We start from the raw sequence: 19,992 nt of genomic DNA, 5'->3' as shown, positions 1-19,992 counted from the left end.
GTGGCCGGAGCCGTCACGACGAGGCTCCGCCGTCGCGGCGCTCCCGGCGCTCGCGCAGTCGCCGCTTCGCCCACTCGCGGCCCGAGACGCCCCAGGTCACCGCCGACGCCAGCGCGGCGGTGCGCCTGCGGGCCAGCAGATAGCGCCGGTTGGTGACCGGCTCGGGCCGCCAGTGGTGCTTGTACGGTTCGTTGCCGCGCAGCAGGCTCAGCGCGCGGGGGTGTTCGCCGCCGGTGTGGCGGGTGCACGCGTCCAGGAGCATCGTGGCGACGTCCACCTTGCGCTCCCTGAGCCGGGGGTGCGCGCCGTACAGATAACCGCCCGCCAGCGTGCCGGAGAGCAGCGTCAGGTCCGCGGCCAGCACCTCGCCGTCCAGCCGGAACTCGGTCACCACCGCCTCGCCGGCCGCGACCATCGGGCGCATGGAGCGGAGCAGGTGCTCGTGGAAGCGCGGCTGGAGGTGCTCGGTGGTCACCTTGCGCCCCTGCCACTGCAGCTGGTGCAGATGCAGCAGCCGGCGCACCGAGGTCTCCACCTCCTCGACCGGGACGACCCGGCTCTCCACGCCCAGCGCCGCCAGCTTGCGCATCTTGGCCCGGGTGCGCTGGGCGCGCGGTGTCGGCAGCCGCTTGAGCAGGTCGTCCATCGGCAGCGCGGGCAGCTCCAGGCAGGCGGAGTCGGCGAGCGTCCTGCGCGGGCCCGGCCACCGCTCGTACAGCCGCTCGACGCACGCGCCGGGCCGCACCTCGCCGAAGTCGATCACGGCGGTACGGGCCAGTGCGTACAGGCCCGACAGGAGCGCGTCCACGCCCTCCTCGGAGCAGGAGCCGTCGAGCAGGACGTCCGTGAAGTCGGAGATCGCGCCGCCCAGCGGCTTCAGCGCGGGCACGGGCCGGTCGACCCGCATCAGCGGCGCCGCCGCGATCAGCCGCCCGCCGTCGTGGACGAGCAGCACGCGCAGCCGGCCGGGGACGCCGTACGAGCGCCACCACGACGACAGCCAGGCGTGGCTCTGGAACGGTGTCGCCGCCGGGCACGAGCGGTACAGCCGGCTCCACGGCTCGGCCAGCGCCTCGAACTCGTCCTCGTCCACGCACAGTTCGGCCCGGGGCCGCGTGTCCACCATGGCGTCGCTCATGGGGCGCTCCTCACCAGGGCCGACGCGGGGCCGGGAACGGAGGCGCCGGGCACCGCCTCGGTCCTGGCGCGCGGGCGGACCAGCAGGGCGAGGCCGCCGAGCAGCCCGCCGGCGCAGCCGCCGACCAGGGACGTCACCCCGGCGGAGAGCGAGGAGGGGGCGTTCGGCTCCAGGGCGCGGGAGAACGCGAGGAGTTTGACCTGGGTGCTGTCCTTGGAGTGGTTGGCGCTGCCGGCCAGCGAGCGGGCGACCGCGTTGGCGGTGACGGCCGCGGTGTCCGGGGCGGCGGTGGTCGCCGAGACCGCGATCATCGGGGCGTCGGGCGAGGTGGCCACCTTCACGCTGTCCTGCAGCTGGGTGGGCGACATGCCCGCGGCCACCTGCGCGTCGGCCAGCACGGCGAGCTGGGTGGCGACCCGGCCGTACGCCTGGGCGAACGCCAGCGCGGTCGCCGGGTCCGCCTTCTCCTGGGGGACGGCGATGACGTAACTCGTCGCCGTGTACTGAGGCGTCTGCAGCAGGCCGTACCCGGCACCGGCCACCGTCCCCAGTGCCGCGCACGCCGGCAGCACCCACCAGCGGGGCAGCCGTGCGAGGCGGGCGCGCAGAAGGGCAGTGCGGGGGCGCTCGTTCACGGAGTCGCTCATCGGGGGTTCACCTCCGGGGTCGGGCCGGGCACGAGGGACGCGTACACGCCCATCAGCTGCTCGGCGCTTCGGGTGATGCTGTAGTGCCGTACCGCGGCCGGGGCCGAGCGGTGCGGCGGGACGTCGCCGCGCAGGCCGTGCAGGGCCCGCGCGAAGGAGGCCGGATCGCTCGGGCAGTACGCGGCGCCGGGCCGCTCGCCGGGGGCGAGGCTCTCCAGGGCGGGGCAGGACGCGTACAGCACGGGAAGACCGCTGGCCAGGCCCTCCACCAGCGCAAGGCCGAAGGCCTCCTCGGGGGAGGGCGAGGCGAGCGCGTCCATGGCGGACAGCAGCGAGGGCAGGTCGGGTACGGGGTCCGTCAGGCCGGGTACGGGGTCGGCGGCCCCGCCCCCGTCGGTCGAACCCGGCGCGGATCCGGGCCCGGCCTCCCGCGTCGCCGCCTCGTGGGTGGACTCGCCGGCGAACCGGACCCGGTGCGCGAGACCGAGCCGTACCGCGAGTCGGCGCAGGGCCGTCTCCTCGGGGCCGCTCCCGACCAGCAGGACGACGACGTCCTCGGGGAGTGCGGCGGCCGCGCGCAGCAGCACGTCGAACCGCTTGCCCGCGGCCAGCCGCCCCACCCCGCCGACCACGAACGCCCCGTCGGGCAGGTCGAGTTGCTTGCGCGTACGGTCACGGGCGGCCTGGTCGAACCGGAAGCGCTCCACCTCGATGCCGTTCGGCACCACCCGGATGCGCTGGCGGGGCACGCCCCACCGGTGCAGCCGCGCGCCGACCGCGGGGGAGACCGCGACCGTCATCCGGCCGAGCCGCTCCCCGGCCAGATAGAGGGCCCGCACCCCCGGACCCAGCGGCCGGCCCTCCATCTGCGAGTCGCCCAGGGAGTGTTCGGTGGCCACCACCGCCCGCACCCCGGCCAGCCGCGCCGCGATCCGCCCGTACAGGCAGGCCCGGTAGAGGTGGGTGTGGACCACGTCGTACCGGCCGTCCCTGATCAGCCGGACCAGGCGCGGCAGCGCCGTCACGTCACGGTTGCCGGACATGGCGAGGTCGGTCACGCGGACGCCGTCGGCGGTGATGCCCTCGGCCACGGCGCCGGGGTTGGTGAGCGTGACGACGTCGCAGGGGGTGGGCAAGTGGCGCAGCAGCAGGCGCAGTTGCTGTTCCGCGCCGCCCACGCCGAGGCCGGTGATGATGTGCAGGACCCTCACCCCGACACCGCCGAGCGGCGGTCGAGGACGCGGCGCCTGAGCCGGTTGGTGCGCAGCTTCAGGCGCAGCCGCCAGGCGGTGTCGTCGTGGCCGATGTGGACGCGGGGCAGGGCGAGGGGGCCGGCGAGCGGGCCGGGCGCGATGGCGCACCCGTAGCGGTACCCGGCCTCGCGGACGGCGCCGATCACCCGCTCGTCGACGTGCCCGTACGGGTAGCAGAACCCCTGCACCTCGCGGCCGGTCAGCTCGTACAGCGCCGCCCGGCTGCCGCCGACCTCGCGGCGCAGCTGCCGGTCGTCGGCCCGGGTCAGGTCGACGTGGGTCAGCCCGTGCGAGGCGACCTCCATGCCGCTCTCGGCCACCTGCCGGATGCCGTCGGCGTCGAGGAGCGGCTTGCGCGGGCCCTCCGGGTCCCAGGCGTTGTCGCCGCCGAGCCGGCCGGGGAGCACGAACAGGGTGGCGGTGCAGTCGTGTTGCCGGAGCAGGGGGAGGGCCTGGTCGACGAAGTCGCGGTAGCCGTCGTCGAAGGTGAGCCCGACGAGGTTGTGCTCCTGGCCCTGCGCGCACGCCTCGAACAGGTACTTCATCGACACGCCCCGCAGCCCCTGGCGCCGCATCCACCGCAGCTGCTCGGCGAGGCGCTCGGGCCCGACAGTGATCTTGTACGGGTCCTCGGCGGGGTCCGCGACGGAGTGGTACATCGCCACCCACGCCGGGGTGCGGGGCGGCCGGAACCGCAGGAACGGCTCCGTACCGGAGGAGGTGGAGGGGGTCGGGGGAGTCGGCGGGGTGGGCGGGGTGAGGTCAACGGACATGACGCAGCTTTCCGGTCACGGAGCGGAGGGCGGACGCCCACGGCTGCGCCCCCAGGAGCAGACCCAGGAGCACGAAGGAGACGGTCACGGCCGTGAAGCTCGCGAGGACGGCGGCGGCGGGCTCGGCCACCCGCGCGGCGCACGCGGCGCCGAGGGCGGCCGCGCCCGCGGCGGCGAGCACGAGCCGGGCCAGCTGCCCGACGACGGCGCGGATCCGGATCGGGACGGTACGCGGGCCCGTGCCGCGCAGCAGGAGCAGCGCGGTGACGCAGATGCCGGTGGCGTTGGCCGCGGCGATCCCGTGGACGCCCCAGGTGCCCGCGGTCAGGAAGCCGATGCCGGCGGTGGTGACGACGCCGACGCACATCGCGTACAGCGGGATCCAGGTGGTGCGGGCGACGGAGAAGTGCGCGCGGGCGAGCGCGCCGACCAGGGTGTGCCCGAGCAGGCCCAGCGCGTAGACCCGCATGACGGACGCGGTCGCGGCGGTGTCCCTGGCGGTGAACGCGCCGCGCTGGAAGAGGAGTTCGATGAGCGGGTGCGCGGCGGCGATCACCGCGGCGGCGCCGAGCAGCACGATGCCGCCGGCCAGGACGACGTCGCGCTCCACGCGCTTGCGGGCGCGCTCGGTCTCGCCGTCGGCCAGGGCGCGGGCGACCACGGGGAAGGTGACGGTGCAGAGCATGAGCGAGAGGGTCATCGGCATCTGCGCGACCTTCTGCGCGTAGTTCAGGTGCGAGATGGCCCCGGCGGGCAGGGAGGAGGCGAGGAACCGCTCGATGAGGACCTGGGACTGACGGCACAGCGCGAAGGTCAGGACGGTCCAGATGATGGCGGTCTGCAGGGTGGGGGCCGGTGCGGTCGGGGACGGGGCGGGTGCGGCCCCGGGCGCGGTCTGCGGGGTGGCGGCCGGGGCGGACCTCAACTGCCGCCACAGCGACGGCGCTTGGACCGCCACCATGAGCGCGCCGCCCACGGCGACGCCCGCCGCCGCGGCCCGTACGCCCAGGGGTGCGGCGAGCGCGAACAGGGCGGCGATGATGGCCGTGTTGTAGGCGACGTAGACGGCCGCGGGCGCGGCGAACCGCTGGTGGGCCCGCAGGGCCGCGCTGCAGTAGCCGGCGAGGCCGAAGGACAGGGCGCAGGTGGCGGTCAACCGGGTGCAGTCGACGGCCGGTTGCGGGTCGGGCAGGCCGGGGGCAAGGACCGCGACCAGGGCGGGGGCGGCGACGACGAGCAGGGCGCCGGCGCCGGTGAACCAGAGCGTCATGCGGGGCAGCGAGGCCCGTACGAGCGCGTGGACCGGGTCGGCGGCCCCGGGCGCCGCGTCGGCGCGCCGCGCGAGCGCCAGGCTGAACGCGGGTACGAGGAAGAAGGCCAGGCCGTCCTCGATGAGCAGCGTCGCCGCGAGCTCGGGAAGGGTCCACGCCACGAGGAAGGCGTCGGTGTCGGTCCCGGCACCGAAGAAGTGCGCGAGCGCCTGGTCGCGCACGAGCCCGAGCAGCGACCCGGCGACGGACAGCAGGGCGGTGACGAGCGCGGCCTTGGCGAGGAACGAGGTGCCGGTCCGGCCGGGGGCCTTGTCGCCGAGGGGGCCGGCGTACGTGCCGGAGGGCTTCCCGACGACCGCCGTACGCGGAGCCACCCCCTCCGCGACCGGCGGATCCGTGACCGGCGAACCGGCTGCCGGCGAATCCGCGACCTGCGGTTCCGCTCCCGCCCCGGTCGGCACCGCCGCACCCGGCTCCGGACGTGTCGTCGTCATCGCGTGCCCGCCCCTGCCGGCCGGGGGCGTGCGCCCACCGCCCACCACGCCACCGCGCCGAGGGCCACCGCGGTCAGCACCGTGGAGGGGCCGCCGATGTCCGCGTACATGAAGTCGATCAGCTGCCAGACCAGCAGGCCGCAGGCCACCAGCGCGCAGTCCAGCTCAGGCCCGCCCTGCCCACCGTGACCGCCCGGACCACCCGGACCGCCCGGCCCGCCCCGCCGGACCCGCTGCCGGCCCCACCTGCGCACCGCGCACACCACAAGACCCGCCCAGCCGCCGACCAGCGCGGTCAGTCCGAGCAGGCCCTGTTCGCCGAGGACGAGCAGGTACATGTTGTGCGGGGAGAGCAGCGGCTGGCGGACGAAGCCGGAGCCCGCGCCCGCCGTGTCGCTGCCGGAGGACAGGGCCAACGAGGCGTGGCTGTCGCGGTATTCGGGGAAGCCCTTCAGGCCCACCCCGGTCACCGGGTGCTCGCGCCACATGTCGGCCGAGGCCGCCCACATCGTGTAGCGGTCGATGACCGACTGGTCGGGGGCGTCGGTGACCTGGGTGATGCTGCTGAGCCGCTCCTGCAGCATCGCCGAGCCGAACCCGAACCCCGCCACCAGGACCACCGCCGCCGCGCCCGCGGCCAACAGCACCTGTCCCGCCCGGCGCACCCCGGCGAGCAGCAGCACCGCCGTGCAGGCGGCCGCGGTGGCGATCCACGCCCCGCGGCTGAACGACAGGGCGAGCGGTACGAACAGCAGCGCCGCGCACCCCACGGCCGCGGTCCGCTGGCGCGGCGAGCGGGGGCGGAAGGCCAGCGCCAGCGCGCAGACGAGCCCGTACGAGACGACCGTGGCCATGCCCATGACGTCGGTGGAGCCGAAGGTGCCCACGGCACGGATGTCCTCGCCCATGTACGAGGCGCCCGTGCCGGTGAGGTTCTGGTGCACCCCGATGACGCCCTGATACAGCCCGAGGCCGACGAACGACCAGGCGAGGAACCGGAATTGGGCGGCGTCGCGGATCAGCATCAGGACCGCCGCCGGGACCAGCACGAAGATCTGCAGATAGCGGGCGGCCCCGGCGACACCGGTCGACCCGGACGAGGCGCCGAACGCCGCCACGGTGATGCCGAGGACCGGCATCCCGAGCAGGACCGCGGCGGTCCGGGTCAGCGGCCGCCGCCCGGTCCGCACGGCGCGCACGACGCAGAGCCCGACGACAAGGGCGGACACCGCGTCGGCCACGGTCCCGGTGCCGCCGCCGTCGGCGGAGCCGCCATCGGCCGGCACCGGCAGCGCGAGCAGCGCGACGACGAGCACCACGGGAAGGACCGGGGCGTACCGCCGCAGCCAGGGCAGCGCCGCCTCGTACGGGCGGGCGCCGGGGCCGGGCGCGGGCAGCGGGCGCGGTGCGGGCAGGGCGGGGGACGGGATGTGGGCCACGGCTCAGCTCCCCGTGCGGCGTACGAGGCAGCCGAGGGTGCGCAGCAGGATGCACAGGTCCTGCCAGAACGACCAGCTGTCGATGTAGGCGTTGTCGAAGCGGCACCGGTCCTCGATGGAGGTGTCGCCGCGCAGTCCGTGGATCTGGGCGAGCCCGGTGATGCCGGTCGGCATCCGGTGCCGCTGGGCGTAGTACGGATGGATCTGGCTGAACTGGGCGACGAAGAAGGGCCGTTCGGGCCGCGGTCCGACGAGGCTCATGTCACCGCGCAGCACGTTCCACAGCTGGGGCAGCTCGTCCAGCGAGGTGCCCCGCAGGAACCGGCAGAAGGGGCTGATGCGGTGCTCGTCGGCGACGCTCCACCGCGTAGCCGCCTCCTGCGGGTCGGCGGGCCGGTGGGTGCGGAACTTCAGCAGGGTGAACAACTTCCCGTCCTTGCCGACGCGTTCCTGCCGGAAGATCACGCCGGGCCCCTCCACGGCCCGCAGCACCAGCGCGCAGGCCGCGAGCACCGGCGCGGCGACCAGCAGCAGCACGCCCGACACCGCGATGTCGAGGAGCCGCTTGCCGGGGCCGGTCGGGCGGGTCCGGGTGGGCGTCAGGGGGCGGCAGGCGAAGCCGGCCACGTACCGCAGGGGCCCGCCGGGCGCGGGCGCGAGGTCGGGGCAGCGCGGTTCCAGCTCCCACAGGTCGCAGCCGAGGCCGCTCAGCGCGGGCAGCAGCCCGGCGGATCCGGGGCCGCGGTCGGTGAGCAGGAAGACGGCGCGCACGTCGTTCTGGATCACGGCGCGGTGCAGCTCGTCCTCGGTGCCGAGGACCGGCAGTTCGGGGCAGGAGCCGGGCGCCGCGGCGACGTCGGGGGCGTCCTCGCGCGGCGGTTCGGGGGTCTCGCTGACGATGCCGACGGGCCGCACGCCGCAGCCGGGGCGGCGCAGCAGCGCCGCGGCGACGGCCCGCGCCGGCCCCGCGGGCCCGACCACCAGGGCGGGCCGGGGCCTGCGCACGGTGGCGGTCCGCCGGTGGCGGTGGACCAGCGTGCGCCCGCAGTGGCTGAGCAGGCACTGCACGGCGGCCGCGGCCGCCAGGGTGCCCGGCGCGGGCGGCGCGGGCAGGGGCAGGGCGGAGGCGAGGACCAGCGTGACGCACCAGCCGAGCGCGATCCGCCCGACGAGCGAGGGCACCTGGGCGAGGGCGTCGGCGGGCAGCGCCACGTACGCGTACAGCCGGCCCTGCCCGTTCAGGAACAGCACACAAACCATCAGCAGCGGCGCGAGGACGGCCTGGTGGCGCGGCTCGTCGAGCAGCAGCAGACCGAGCAGGGCGGCGGCGCAGTCGACGGCCACCAGGGCGGCGGCCGAACGCCGGCGCCGCGCGGGCCGCCGCGCGGAGGTGCCGGCCCGCGGGCCCATGGCCTCGCGTGGCGCGACGACGAAGGTCCCCGGCGGTGCCTGGATGTCCTGCCGTGGCTGACCCGATGAGGAGGCGACGGTCCGTTCCGCGCTCACGAGGTGGTGCACTCCCTCTGTCCGGTGGGCGCCGTGCCCAGTAGCTCGCCGTACACCGCGTCGGTGGCGGCGGCGGTGCGCCGCGCGTCGTGGTGGTCCAGTACGTGCTGACGGCCCCGCTGCCCCAACGAGTCACGGAGGTTTTCGTCCCGCAGCAGGGCGATGAGGGCGCGGGACAGCGCCGCGGGGTCCTCCGGCGGTACGAGGGCGTGCGGGCGGTGGGCGGCGGGCAAGCTCTCCCGCGCCCCGTCGACGTCGGTGATCACGACCGGGCGGGCGCAGGCCATGGCCTCCAGCGGGGCGAGCGCCATGCCCTCCCAGCGGGACGGCAGGACGACGACGTCGGCCGCCCGGTACCAGGGCGCGGCGTCGGCAGCCTCCCCGGCGAACGCCACCCGCGGCCCCGCCCGCTCCCGCAGCCGCTCCGCCTCCGGGCCGTCGCCGACCAGCACGAGCCGCGCCTCGGGCACCTGCGCGGCCACCGTCGGCCAGGCGTGCAGCAACACGTCCTGCCCCTTCTGACGGCAGAGCCGGCCGACGCACACCACCAGCGGCACCCGGGCGCCGGACGTCTCGCCCGGGCCCGCGGGGGCGAACCGGTCCGTGTCGACGCCGTTGGGGATCACCGTGTACGCGCCGTCGACGCCGGCCCGGCGCCCGGTGACCCACTCGGCCTCGCTGACACAGACGATCCGCGTCGTCCACCGCGCCGCGAGCCGCTCCCAGAGCCGGGCGAGGTGCGCGGTGAGGCCGCCCACCGCCTCGAACGACCAGGCGTGCGGCTGGAAGACGGTGGGGACGCTGCCGCGCAGCGCGAGACGCGCGGCGAGCCCGGCCTTGGCGCTGTGCGCGTGGACGAGCGAGGGACCCACCGCGTCGACGACGCGCCGTAGCTCCCGCGTCTCGGCCCGCAGCCCGGGGCCGGGGGAGCGGGACGCCGTCCAGGGGTGGACGCGCACGCCTACGCCGAGGCCCGCGAGGGCCTGGGGCAGGAAGCCCTCGCGCGGGCAGGCCACGTGCACCTCGGTGCCGGCCGCGGCCTGGGCCGCGGCCAGATCGACGACGACCCGCGCCACGCCGCCGTCGACGGGCTGGCTGACGTGCAGGATCCGCGGGGGAGTGGGTGCGATGGGCAGAGGCATGCGCGACTCCCTTGAGTCAGTGGCAACGCAAAGCCGAGTGCGGGGTCGGGGTAACACGCGCTATCGCCGCGCGTCGACGGCGGCGAAGACCACCCCGGCCCACGCCTGGTCCTGCGAGGAGAGGTGGACCGTCAGATCGCCGCGCCGCGCGCCCGGCCCTCCGGTCAGCGGGTAGACGTCGGAGTCGTAGCCCAGGGTGCTGGGGTGGGCGGGGGTTCTGCGGATCGGCTGTCCGGGCTCGCTGATGGTCGAGTTGAGGGCGTCGCCGACCGGGTTGGCGTCGTCCGTCAGCGGCACGACCGGGCCCCGTCCCGCCGACACGCCGACGGTGTCACCGAGCCGGCCCCGGTCGCCGTCGTAGGCCACCACGCCGACGATGCCGCCCGTCGTGGGGGCGGGTACGCCGCGCAGCCGTACCGTCTGCCGGTGGCCGCCCGCGCCGATCGCGTCGAAGCCGTCCCACAGGGCGATGGTGCGCAGTGGTTGCGCCGCGTTCTCGTAGGCCACCACCAGCGTCCAGCCGCCCCAGGCACCGGCCTTGGAGTGCCCCTTGGCGACGTTGACCTGGGCCACGGTGTACGCGCCCGCGCCCGAGGAGCGCACCAGGCGGGTGACGTCGGCCGAGGCCTGGAAGGCGTCGGTGCCGTCGGTGACGCGGTGGCCGACCGGGGTGTCGGCGACGACGGGCTTGTAGCGGCCGCCCGGTTCGGCGATCAGCACCCGGCCGTTGTCCTTGGGCGGCTTCTGTTCGCCGACCCTGAGGTTGCCGCCCCAGTACAGCCGCGCGTACGACACGCGCGAGCGCGGGGGCAGACGGACCTCCGCCGTACTGGAGTTGTAGGTGTTCGGGTCGTCGTCGACGTCGACGTAGGCCATCTCGAAGTCGTCGTTCACGCCCGCGACGCCGGCCCGCGCCCCGTCGCAGGAGGCCTCGCGCGTCACCGGGGTGCCGCAGGTGATCGACGTGTTGGCGGCCCTGACCACCCCGCCGTGCTGCAGCGCTCTGTACCGCTGGGCGAAATCGATGCGTGCCCTCTCGCCGCCGGGCGGGGCGGCCGAGCCGGTCCCGGTCGTCGCGAGGCAGGCGGCGAGTGCGAGGGCGACGACGAACACGCGACGCAGGCCCAGGGAGTGACGCATGACGGCGTTGGCCTTCCGAGGTGTGGAGTGTCTGAACCACAGCGGAGTGGAGTGATTCGTATGAATTGAACGAATCTGAACGCTTATGAGTGGAATGCCCTCAAGAGAAGCGCAACTGTAGCCCCTCCCAGGGGCCGTTCCGTCAACCTCGGGCCGTGTGTCGGAACGGTGAAGGGTGTGGCAGATGGGCGACCGCAGGCATGAAACGCGCCATCGCGAACCGCGCCGACGCCCCCACCTGCACCGGGATCCGATCGGGCCGCGTCAGCGCGGACGCCGCGCAGCGTCACCCGTCTGGGCGCACAACTCGCCGCACCGGTTGGCAGTTGATCCCTCCGGACGGGGATCCCTCCCGCCCTTCGATACATCACCAAGGAGCAGCACTCCATGTCGCGTACCACCAAGGCTCTTGCCCTGTCCGCCGTCGCCGCCGCCGCCGTGGCCGGATCCGCGGGCGTCGCCGCCGCCGACAGCGGCGCGCAGGGTGCCGCCACCAACTCCCCCGGTGTGATCTCGGGCAACGCGGCGCAGGTTCCGGTCCACGTTCCCGTGAACGTCTGCGGCAACAGCGTCAACGTCATCGGCCTGCTGAACCCGGCGTTCGGCAACCAGTGCGCCAACGACTGACGCACCGTCCGAACGGAACGGCCGTCCCCGCACCGCGGGGGCGGCCGTTCCGCCTTTCGTACGGCATCCGGCCGCCGCGGCGGCAATTGGCCGTTCCCCGGTTGCGGGGCGCGTAGGCCGATCCCACGGTGATCACAGGATCCGACGCATCACCGAAAGGGAATGACCTATGCGCGCTCTGCCTGTACGGCGTATCGCGACCCCCGCCCTGTGCGCGGCGCTGCTCATCGGCGCGGCAGGACCGGCCCTGGCCGCGCACGGTGACACCTCCCGTGACGAGACCCCGGCCGCACGGACCGCCCCGGCCCCCGACCCGAAGGCCCTGCTCGGGCAGGCCCAGCAGCTGAGCGGCCTCGGCGGTGTGCTGACCCCCGTCACGGACCTGCTCACCGCGGTGCTCAAGGCGAAGGACGGCAAGCTGCCCCCACAGGACGTCAAGAAGCACGCGGACGCGGTGAAGAAGGCGCTCGCGGCGGCCGCCAAGCCGCCGGCCAAGGCGGCGGGCGACCCCGCCGCCGCGCTGCCGCAGACGCCCGCCGCGCCCCAGCCCCCCGCCATGGGCGCCCAGCACGACTCCCACGGTCTGAACGGCCGCGCCCTGATGGACCCCAAGGCCGACGCCGTCGCCGCCCTGCAGAAGTCGGTCGACGCCCTGCTCAAGGCCGCCACGGCCGGGGACCCGAAGGCGCTGGTCGCCGCGGTCCCGCCGGTCCTCACCGGCCTGGTCAACACCGTCGCCGCCACCCTCCAGGGCGGTGGGCTGCCCGCGCCGAACCTGCCGGGCCTGCCCAAGCCGCCCGCGCCCAAGGCGGAGCCGCCGGCCGCCGCCCCGCCGTGGGCGCCCGCGCTCTGACGCCACAGCCCGCCGGAGCGGGTCGCGGGAAGTTGTGAACCGGAGAGTTTCCGTACCGGTCTGCGCTCGTTAGGACCGGAGAAGAGAGACAACAGGCAGAAGATGCCTGGACGGTGCTCCCCAAGGCGACACGCGTTGCCAAAGAAAGGAACATGATGAAGGCCCTGAAGGCTGTCGCTGTCCTTGCCGGTTCGCTCGCCATCGCCGGCTCCGCCGCGCCCGCGTTCGCCGACGACCTGACGCCCACCAGCCTGAACGGCGGTCTCGACACCATCGCCGGCAAGGCCCTGCTCGACGCCAAGCCGGTCAGCACGAACATGCTCGACACCGAGAACAAGGACTCCGTCGTCAACACGGTCGCGGACATCGCGGACGGCCTGAACTCCGCCGGTGGCCCCACCCGGCTCCTGGGCGGCCTCCCCCTCGGCAAGTAGCACCGCCGCGCGGCACCTCCCGCACAGCACCCCCCGCAGTACCCCGCCCGCCGGGCGCCGTCCGAGACACGCAAGGGCCGGTCACCTCTTCCACGGACCGGCCCTTCGGTGTGCCGTGCCCCGGACACCCGTCCGAGGAAAGCCAGTTCGGCCGCGCGCACGCATGGCCGCCGACCGGTTGACCCCATCGTGTGATGGCGGGCCCCGGATGGGCCACATGGGTGACAACGGCGCCGGACCGGCCCGCCCCCGTCTATACGGTTCCCTCCATGACCTCTACTTCCAGCGAACGGCGCCCCTTCCGCGTAACCGATCTGGGAACCGTTGCTGTTCTCGCCTGGAGCGGCGAACACCCCGAGGACGAGAAGGACATGCCGTTCCTCCTGGCCTACTCCCTCGGTGACGCCGAGGGCGGCCCGGAGGCCACGGCCGAGGCGTTCCGCACCCTGCTCGACGGGGCGGGCCTGCCCGTCGGCGGCCCCGTCGTCGACGGCGCGCGCACCCCCTCGCTGCCGGTGAACCTGCTCGTCGAGGGCGACCACGCCGTCGTCAACATGCCCCACCTGAACGCCCAGTGCGGGGTGCCGCCGGAGTGGCTCGCCGCCGTCAAGCAGCGCGGCCACGCCTACTTCATGGCCACCACGCGCGCGTGGCCCGAGGCCACCCCGGGTGAGCCGGTGCCGGAAGAGGTCCTCGCCGCGTTCGCCGGCGACGAGGAGACCATGGTCAACGCCGCGCACTGCCTGCTCCCCGCGCGCAGCCTGCGCTGATGCGGCACACCACCGCACCCGCGCACCGGGTGCCGCTCCAGACGGTCGGCGGACCCGGTGCGTCCGCCGCCGCGCCGCCCGCCGCCGACGCCGTACCGGGGCAGGCGGCGGGCCGGATGTTCGGCCTGCTCCTGGTGGTCACCGGGGCGGCGGGGCTGCTCGCGGCCTGGGTCATCACCCTCGACAAGAACAAGCTGCTCGAGGACCCGAACTTCGTCCCCGGGTGCAGCCTCAACCCCGTGGTCGCCTGCGGGAACATCATGAAGAGCGCGCAGGCCTCCGTCTTCGGCTTCCCCAACCCGATGCTGGGCCTCGCCGCGTACGCCGTGGTCATGGGCATCGGCGCCGGGCTGATCGGCGGCGCGCGCTTTCCCCGCTGGTACTGGCTGACCTTCCACGCCGGCACGCTGTTCGGCGTCGCGTTCTGCTCCTGGCTGCAGTTCCAGTCCCTCTACCGCATCCACTCGCTGTGCCTGTGGTGCTGTCTCGCCTGGGCCGCCACCATCCTCATGTTCTGGTACGTGACGTCCCACAACGTGCGGTGCGGATTCCTGCCCGCCCCGAGGGGCCTGCGCGTATTCCTGGCCGAATTCACCTGGCCCCTTCCCGTGCTGCACATGGGCGTCGTCGGGATGCTCATCCTGACGCGCTGGTGGGATTTCTGGACCAGCTGAATTCGCGCGGCGAAAGGACGATTCCCTCCCCATGAAGCAGCCGATCACCCGCCGCCACCTCATCGGGACCGCGGCGGCCGCGCTCCTCGGCGCCGCGGGCGTCGTCCGCTCGCTGCCCGACCCGCCCGAACCGGAACCACCCGTACCGGTCCCGGCGGTGCCGGGCGCGCCCGGTCCGGCCGACGGCACGCCCTTCGACGAGCTGTATCAGGGCCGGCGCATCCAGGGCGGCCCCGCGGCCGCTCAGGAGGCGTCCGCACCCGGCGGCTGGCAGGTCACCGTCGACGGGCGCCCGCTCGGCCTGATGCGCCGCGCGGACGGCAGCTACCTCAGCATGGTGGACCACTACGAGTCCCACCCGACCCCGCTCGCCGCCGCGCGCGGAGCCGTCGACGCACTCGGGCCCCTGCGGGCCCTGACCGGCCGCGGCCACTGAGCCGCAGCTCCCTGCCCCCACCGCAGAAGGGACGGCCATGGCCGCCACGCGCAGGAACCAGAGCAGCCTCAGCCGCGCGGAGCGGCGCCGCTTCGTGGACGCGGTCCTGAAGCTCAAGCGGCGCGGTCAGTACGACGAGTTCGTCCGCACGCACATCGACTTCTACGTGTCGGACGGCGACCGGGAACTGCGCGTCGCCCACATGGCGCCCTCGTTCTTCCCCTGGCACCGGCGCTTCCTGCTGGAGTTCGAACGGGCCCTGCAGAAGATCGACGCCGGCGTCACCGTCCCGTACTGGGACTGGACCAAGAACCGGACCACCGGCGGCTCGCTGTGGGGCGCCGACCTGATGGGCGGCAACGGACGGCGCTCCGACCGCCAGGTCATGACCGGTCCCTTCGCCCACAAGAACGGGAACTGGACCATCAAGGAGGACGTCACCGACGGCGAGTTCCTCACCCGCGACCTCGGCCGCTCCCAGGACCCCGTCGACCTGCCCACGCCCCGGGACCTGGAGTGGGCCATGGCGGACGGCCGCTACGACGTCGAGCCCTGGGACTCCACCTCGCCCGAGGGGTTCCGCAACAAGCTGGAGGGCTGGACGTCGGCGCAGGGCAAGGAGCGCTGGCGCAACCACAACCGCGTCCACCGCTGGGTCGGCGGGCACATGCTGGGCGGCGCCTCGGTGAACGACCCGGTGTTCTGGCTCAACCACGCCTTCGTGGACCTGCTCTGGGACCGCTGGCAGCGCCGCCACCCCCGCTCCGCGCCCTATCTGCCGGCCCGCCCGCCCGAGCTCGGCGACGACCAGTACCAGCGCATCGTGGCCCGCCACGAACCGATGCCGCCGTGGGACGTCGCCCCGGACGCGCTGCTCTCGCACAAGGGGCAGTACACCTACGGCACCTAGCCCGATCCGGGGGGCCCTGGACTGTGGGCCCGGACATGACGAAGCCCCCGGCGCAACGCGTGCCGGGGGCCTGTCGGGGCCGGTTCAGCCGCCGTAGCCGGGGCCGTGGTGGTTGCCGCCCGGGTTGACGCACGTGTTGCCGAACGTCGGGTTCAGCAGGCCGATGACGTCGACGGTGTTGCCGCACACGTTCACCGGGATGTTGACCGGGACCTGGAGCAGGTTGCCCGAGAGCACACCGGGGGAGTTGGCGGCGGCACCGGACGCATCGGCGTCCGCCGCGGCCACACCCGCGCCGGCCAGGACGACGACACCGGTGCCGAGCGTGGCGACGGCAGCCTTCGCGATGCGAGACATCACGTTCTCCTTAAGTTCGGGAAAGAGCGGCTGCCGACACGCAGCCGCATATTTTCTAACGGCCTCCGTCGAGCCGAGGTCACGGCGTCCGGCGGTTCGAATGAAGGCATGCCGTTTCGATTCCCGGAATGCGACAAGGTTTCGCCGGGCGCGTGGCGAATGCGCTTCCTGAGTGAGGACACGGGGAAAGCCGTGTCCTTCGGCCCGTTCCGCCGGTTCTGAAAACATGACATCAGCACGACGACTCATCGCCGCCGTCTCGCTGGCCGCGGGAGCAGCGGCCCTCGCCACCCCGGCGGCCCACGCGGCCACGCCCACCCAGGACACGGCCTCGCCCTCGGTGGTGGGCGCCCTCGACGCGCTGGGCACGTCCGGCATGCCGGCGGAGCAGCGCGCCAAGGTGCCGACCGTGGAGAGCCAGCTCGGCGGCGTCCAGCAGCTCAACCAGCTGCACCAGCTCACCGACCTGGTGGCGCCGGTCACGAACGCGCTGCCCGCCGTTCAGTGACCGGCACCGGTCACAGCAGCTGAACCCCGCGTCCGGCGAGGTACTTCACCGGATCGATGTCCGACCCGTATCCGCGACGGGCCCGTATCTCCAGATGGAGGTGCGGGCCCGTCGCGCGTCCGGTCGCCCCGCTCTTGCCCAGCAGCGTCCCGGCCCGCACCTCCGCGCCCACCCGGACCGAGACGCGCGAGAGGTGGGCGACGAGGGAGTAGTGGTCGTCGGGCATCCGCACCGTCACGGCGTTGCCGTACGCGCCCGACCAGCCGGCGACGAGGACGACGCCCGCGCCCACCGCGTACACCGGGGTGCCCTGCGGGACGGCCAGGTCGATGCCCGTGTGGTGCCCGGCGAGCCAGTCGCCGCGCACTCCGTAGGCGGCGCTGACCCGGAAGGTGCGGCGCAGCGGCATCGCGTACTTCTGCGGCGGGTCCTGTGCGAGCCTGCGGATGCCCTCTTCGCCGAACTCCTCGTCGGCGGCGGCCAGGGCGTCCTCGAACTCGGCGTCGTACTCGTCGGTGCAGTCGTGGTCGCGGCGGACGGAGGCGCGGGCGGGGGCCGGCCACATCGCCCCGCCGGCCAGCAGCGCCACGGCGGTGCCCAGCGCCCGGCGCCGGGTGAGGACCGGGTCCGGCGCGCTCGCTATGTCGTGTTCCATGTCCGCCAGCACACTGGTGCGCGGCCCGGCCCGCATCTCGGGTGAGCCGCCTGGCGTACGGCCGTTCGGGTGCGCCGTCGCTCAGGCGGGCGGGGCGACGCCCTCGTCCGTGCTGCGTTCGGCGGGCGGCGGCCAGTGCGGGCGGGCGGTCTCCGGCAGGGAGCGCAGGGCCTGGCCGACCGAGGTGTGGGAGGTGAACAGGGAGGTGCTCCCGGTGTGTTCGAGCAGTGTGGCGAGGCGGCGCCCCACCCCCGCGAGCATCAGGTCGCCGGCCCGGCGGCGCAGCAGCCAGTGCAGGGCGAGCAGGCAGTTCAGGCCGCGGGAGTCGCAGAACGTCAGCGCGGTCACGTCGAGGACGATGTGGCGGTGGCCCGCGTCGACGGTGCCCGCCACCGTGTCCATGAAGAACTTCTCGGAGGCCTGGTCGAGTTCGCCGCTGAGCCGCAGGACGGCGCAGACGTCGGAGTGCGCGATGCGCGACATGGCCAAGCGGTGGGGCGGCGTACCCATCACACCTCCAGGGGCCCTCGAAGGGTGCCGTCGCGGCGTCGGGTCCGGAGCGGCGCGGACGATCTGCTCTCTGCGGGTATACAGGATCGACAGGAAGACGTCAGCCACTACGGACAAGTCACAGCTGACACCCCTGCCACTCCGGCCATCATCGCGGGGCTCCGGCGGGGCTCCGGCGGGGGTCCGAAGACGGGCCCTCAGTCGCGGCGCATGTGACGGGCCCGGTGCCTGAGCCACGTGCCGAGTGCGACGAGGACGATCGCGGCGCCGCCCAGGGCGATGAGGCGCGAGGTGGTCCCGGTCTCCGCGAGGTGGGGCGCCCGCGGGGTGGAGCCGAGGGCCGGCTCGGGGGCCGGTGCGGGGTGGCCGGGGTGGCCGGCGGGGGGTTCCTGGCCGTCGGTGTGGGCCGCGTGGCCGGCCGGGGGTGCGGCCGCTGCGGGGGTGGGCGGGACGAGCGCCTGGGCCGCCGCGGGCGGGGCGGCCAGGGCGCCGAGCGCGGAGACGGCGCTCGCCAGCAGGGACAGGGAGAAGTGGCGCCGGTGGGTGCGGTGCATGGGGGGTGTTCCTTACGGAGGCGGCTCGAAGGGCCGGTCGCGTGCGAAAGGCCAGTCGTATCTGACGATCAACGCGCCGCCCGTGACGTACGGGCACCTGTCGGTGAATCGGGGCGGCAATTCACCCGTCCGTCCGGCAGAACGACGACACCGCGTCCGCCTTCGGCCGTGACGGGGCGCCCCCGCATACGTTGGTCCTCCGCGTTGCCCCTCCTCCTTACGACCGAACGCAGGAGCGTGCGTGAAGATCGATTGTGTGGGCGGCGGCCCCGCCTCCCTCTACCTGGCCGTGCTCGCCAAGCTCCGGGATCCGGACCACGAGATCACGGTCCATGAGCGGCACGCGGCCGGCGACGGCCACGGCTGGGGCGTGACCTACTGGCCCGACCTGCTGGCCGACCTGTACGCCCACGACCCCGAGTCCGCCCGCCTGATCGAGGAGCACTCCGTGCGCTGGCGGGGCGGCTTCGCCCACGTCGGCGACCGGACCACCGCCCACGACTCCGACCCCGGACACGCCGTGGGCCGCCACCGGATGCGGTCGATCCTCGCCGACCGGGCCCGCGCCCTGGGGGTGCGGCTGGAGTTCGGCCGGGAGATCGCGGACGTCGGCGAGCTGGCGGGCGCGGACCTCGTCGTCGCCGGGGACGGCGCGCACAGCAGGCTGCGCACCGCGCACGCCGACGCGTTCGGCACCCGGGTCACCAGGGGCGCCAACCGTTTCATCTGGCTCGGCACGACCCGGGTGTTCACCGAGTTCACCTTCGCCTTCGTCGAGACCGACGAGGGCTGGATCTGGTGCTACGCGTACGGCTACAGCGACGAGCACAGCACCTGTGTCGTGGAGTGCTCGGACACCACCTGGCGTGCGCTGGGGTTCGACCGGCTCGACCACGCCGAGGCCCTGCGGCACCTGGAGAAGCTGTTCGCGGCCCCGCTCGACGGCCACCCGCTGCTCGGCCGCAGGGACGGCGAGAGCCACGCCCGGTGGCAGATCTTCCCCACGGTCACCAACACGGCCTGGTCGCACGGCCATCTCGCCCTGATCGGCGACGCCGCGCACACCACCCACTACTCCATCGGCGCCGGCACCTCCCTCGCGCTGCGCGACGCGATGAGCCTGGCCGGCGCGCTCGGGAAGATCGCCGGGCCCGCGGAGCTGCCCGCCGCCCTCGCCGCGTACGAGAGGGAGCGCAAGCAGGCCCTGCTCTCGGTGCAGAGCGCCGCCCGGCACAGCGCCCAGTGGTACGAGAACCTGCCGCGCTACATGGGTCTGGAGCCGCACCAGATGTTCGCCCTGCTGGGCCAGCGCCACTCGCCGCTGCTGCCCTATGTGCCGCCGCAGCTCTACTTCCACCTGGACCAGGCCGTCGGACGGCTGCAGGCCCTGCGCTGGCTCAAGCAGCGCCTCGGGCCGCGCCTGGCCCGCACCCTGCAGAGCAGGCGCGGCGCGGACGGGGGACGGTCGGGAGAGTGACGGCTACCGCCGGGCGCGGGCCAGCCGGGTGAGCGTACGGATCAGGCCGCCCGGCTCGCTCTCCGCGGCGGGGTCGGCGTCTCCGCCGGGGGAGACGGAGCCGATGACGGCGTCTCCCGCGTGGACGACCAGTTCGCTCGGCAGGCCGAGCAGGCGCGCCCGGTGGACGACCGAGGCGGCGTCGCCGGAGAAGCAGGCGCTGAGGTCGAGGATCAGCACGTCCGGCAGCAGCACCCGGGCGCGGGCCAGGGCGAGGCCGCTGTCATGGGTGTGGGACAGGACGCACACGTCCGGGACGCTCTCGATCCGGGCGATCAGGTCCTGTGCCTGTTCTCGCCCGACCAGGACCAGCACGGTAAGCACGTCCCCATCCTGCCCCGGGGCCCCGGCCGTGTCCTGAGCGACGGGGCCACCGAGGGGCGGC

Annotated in this window: 23 protein-coding genes; 9 read left to right on the top strand and 14 right to left on the bottom strand. The window is 74.5% G+C overall.

Annotation, left to right across the window (positions count from 1 at the left end; all coding sequences use genetic code 11):
- Positions 1–13 precede the first annotated feature (13 nt).
- From ACFYO9_RS26970 to ACFYO9_RS26930, 9 genes are read right to left on the bottom strand one after another with little or no spacing between them, the layout of a single operon-like run.
- Positions 14–1,138, bottom strand: a complete 1,125-nt coding sequence (locus tag ACFYO9_RS26970; RefSeq protein WP_358777241.1) for a GNAT family N-acetyltransferase — start codon at positions 1,136–1,138, stop codon at positions 14–16.
- Positions 1,135–1,785 carry a Wzz/FepE/Etk N-terminal domain-containing protein gene (locus ACFYO9_RS26965; protein WP_358777242.1) on the bottom strand — a complete coding sequence of 217 codons (651 nt, stop codon included), beginning with the start codon at positions 1,783–1,785 and terminating at the stop codon, positions 1,135–1,137. The genes ACFYO9_RS26970 and ACFYO9_RS26965 overlap by 4 nt, the downstream gene beginning before the upstream one ends.
- Entirely contained in the window at positions 1,782–2,996 is a 1,215-nt protein-coding gene (locus tag ACFYO9_RS26960) for a glycosyltransferase (protein ID WP_358777243.1), read from the bottom strand. The genes ACFYO9_RS26965 and ACFYO9_RS26960 overlap by 4 nt, the downstream gene beginning before the upstream one ends.
- Positions 2,993–3,811, bottom strand: a complete 819-nt coding sequence (locus ACFYO9_RS26955) for a polysaccharide deacetylase family protein (RefSeq protein ID WP_388666640.1) — start codon at positions 3,809–3,811, stop codon at positions 2,993–2,995. The genes ACFYO9_RS26960 and ACFYO9_RS26955 overlap by 4 nt, the downstream gene beginning before the upstream one ends.
- Positions 3,801–5,576 carry a lipid II flippase MurJ gene (gene murJ, locus ACFYO9_RS26950; RefSeq protein WP_358777244.1) on the bottom strand — a complete coding sequence of 592 codons (1,776 nt, stop codon included), beginning with the start codon at positions 5,574–5,576 and terminating at the stop codon, positions 3,801–3,803. Before murJ ends, ACFYO9_RS26955 begins: the two co-directional genes overlap by 11 nt.
- Entirely contained in the window at positions 5,573–7,015 is a 1,443-nt protein-coding gene (locus tag ACFYO9_RS26945) for an O-antigen ligase family protein (protein ID WP_388666638.1), read from the bottom strand. Before ACFYO9_RS26945 ends, murJ begins: the two co-directional genes overlap by 4 nt.
- Positions 7,016–7,018: 3 nt before the next feature.
- Complete coding sequence (locus tag ACFYO9_RS26940) at positions 7,019–8,521, bottom strand: exopolysaccharide biosynthesis polyprenyl glycosylphosphotransferase (protein WP_358777245.1); 1,503 nt, start codon at positions 8,519–8,521, stop codon at positions 7,019–7,021.
- A complete protein-coding gene (locus ACFYO9_RS26935; RefSeq protein ID WP_358777246.1) occupies positions 8,518–9,663 on the bottom strand; it encodes a glycosyltransferase in 1,146 nt (381 codons plus the stop codon). The genes ACFYO9_RS26940 and ACFYO9_RS26935 overlap by 4 nt, the downstream gene beginning before the upstream one ends.
- A 60-nt stretch (positions 9,664–9,723) precedes the next feature.
- Positions 9,724–10,803 (bottom strand): DUF3344 domain-containing protein, encoded by a 1,080-nt coding sequence (locus tag ACFYO9_RS26930; RefSeq protein ID WP_358777247.1) that lies wholly within the window; start codon positions 10,801–10,803, stop codon positions 9,724–9,726.
- Between the two features lie 387 nt (positions 10,804–11,190).
- Here ACFYO9_RS26930 and ACFYO9_RS26925 point away from each other — a divergent pair, with 387 nt between their 5' ends.
- The 7 genes from ACFYO9_RS26925 (at position 11,191) to ACFYO9_RS26895 (ending at position 15,507) form a co-directional block, all read left to right on the top strand.
- Positions 11,191–11,430, top strand: a complete 240-nt coding sequence (locus ACFYO9_RS26925; RefSeq protein ID WP_355810803.1) for a chaplin — start codon at positions 11,191–11,193, stop codon at positions 11,428–11,430.
- A gap of 169 nt (positions 11,431–11,599) precedes the next feature.
- The gene (locus ACFYO9_RS26920; protein ID WP_358777248.1) at positions 11,600–12,283 is read left to right on the top strand and encodes a hypothetical protein; all 684 of its coding nucleotides are present in this window, start codon (positions 11,600–11,602) and stop codon (positions 12,281–12,283) included.
- A gap of 155 nt (positions 12,284–12,438) precedes the next feature.
- Entirely contained in the window at positions 12,439–12,717 is a 279-nt protein-coding gene (locus ACFYO9_RS26915; RefSeq protein WP_355811378.1) for a hypothetical protein, read from the top strand.
- Positions 12,718–12,986: 269 nt separating this feature from the next.
- Positions 12,987–13,487: a DUF5949 family protein gene (locus ACFYO9_RS26910; RefSeq protein ID WP_355810808.1), complete on the top strand. Its 501-nt coding sequence runs from the start codon at positions 12,987–12,989 to the stop codon at positions 13,485–13,487.
- Positions 13,487–14,161, top strand: coding sequence for a vitamin K epoxide reductase family protein (locus tag ACFYO9_RS26905; protein ID WP_388666635.1), 675 nt, complete (start codon positions 13,487–13,489; stop codon positions 14,159–14,161). The genes ACFYO9_RS26910 and ACFYO9_RS26905 overlap by 1 nt, the downstream gene beginning before the upstream one ends.
- A 31-nt stretch (positions 14,162–14,192) precedes the next feature.
- A complete protein-coding gene (locus ACFYO9_RS26900; RefSeq protein WP_355810811.1) occupies positions 14,193–14,597 on the top strand; it encodes a tyrosinase family oxidase copper chaperone in 405 nt (134 codons plus the stop codon).
- Between the two features lie 37 nt (positions 14,598–14,634).
- The gene (locus ACFYO9_RS26895; protein ID WP_358777249.1) at positions 14,635–15,507 is read left to right on the top strand and encodes a tyrosinase family protein; all 873 of its coding nucleotides are present in this window, start codon (positions 14,635–14,637) and stop codon (positions 15,505–15,507) included.
- Between the two features lie 84 nt (positions 15,508–15,591).
- On the opposite strand, the gene ACFYO9_RS26890 is transcribed toward ACFYO9_RS26895, so the two are convergent.
- Positions 15,592–15,864: a chaplin gene (locus ACFYO9_RS26890; protein ID WP_355810816.1), complete on the bottom strand. Its 273-nt coding sequence runs from the start codon at positions 15,862–15,864 to the stop codon at positions 15,592–15,594.
- Positions 15,865–16,090: 226 nt separating this feature from the next.
- Here ACFYO9_RS26890 and ACFYO9_RS26885 point away from each other — a divergent pair, with 226 nt between their 5' ends.
- The gene (locus ACFYO9_RS26885) at positions 16,091–16,372 is read left to right on the top strand and encodes a hypothetical protein (protein ID WP_358709914.1); all 282 of its coding nucleotides are present in this window, start codon (positions 16,091–16,093) and stop codon (positions 16,370–16,372) included.
- 10 nt (positions 16,373–16,382) lie between these two features.
- Here ACFYO9_RS26885 and ACFYO9_RS26880 read toward each other — a convergent pair whose 3' ends face one another.
- The 3 genes from ACFYO9_RS26880 to ACFYO9_RS26870 form a co-directional block, all read right to left on the bottom strand.
- Positions 16,383–17,027 carry a M23 family metallopeptidase gene (locus ACFYO9_RS26880; RefSeq protein ID WP_358777250.1) on the bottom strand — a complete coding sequence of 215 codons (645 nt, stop codon included), beginning with the start codon at positions 17,025–17,027 and terminating at the stop codon, positions 16,383–16,385.
- Between the two features lie 81 nt (positions 17,028–17,108).
- Positions 17,109–17,510, bottom strand: coding sequence for an STAS domain-containing protein (locus ACFYO9_RS26875; protein WP_355810824.1), 402 nt, complete (start codon positions 17,508–17,510; stop codon positions 17,109–17,111).
- Between the two features lie 224 nt (positions 17,511–17,734).
- Positions 17,735–18,091 (bottom strand): hypothetical protein, encoded by a 357-nt coding sequence (locus tag ACFYO9_RS26870; RefSeq protein ID WP_358777251.1) that lies wholly within the window; start codon positions 18,089–18,091, stop codon positions 17,735–17,737.
- Between the two features lie 241 nt (positions 18,092–18,332).
- Between ACFYO9_RS26870 and ACFYO9_RS26865 the strand changes: the two genes are divergently transcribed.
- Positions 18,333–19,568, top strand: coding sequence for an FAD-dependent monooxygenase (locus ACFYO9_RS26865; protein WP_358777252.1), 1,236 nt, complete (start codon positions 18,333–18,335; stop codon positions 19,566–19,568).
- A gap of 3 nt (positions 19,569–19,571) precedes the next feature.
- On the opposite strand, the gene ACFYO9_RS26860 is transcribed toward ACFYO9_RS26865, so the two are convergent.
- Complete coding sequence (locus ACFYO9_RS26860) at positions 19,572–19,931, bottom strand: hypothetical protein (protein ID WP_358777253.1); 360 nt, start codon at positions 19,929–19,931, stop codon at positions 19,572–19,574.
- Between the last annotated feature and the right edge of the window lie 61 nt (positions 19,932–19,992).

It is taken from the genome of Streptomyces sp. NPDC005863 (assembly GCF_042871345.1).
In the GTDB taxonomy this organism is placed as follows: domain Bacteria; phylum Actinomycetota; class Actinomycetes; order Streptomycetales; family Streptomycetaceae; genus Streptomyces.
This window is presented reverse-complemented; position numbering and strand designations above follow the sequence as displayed.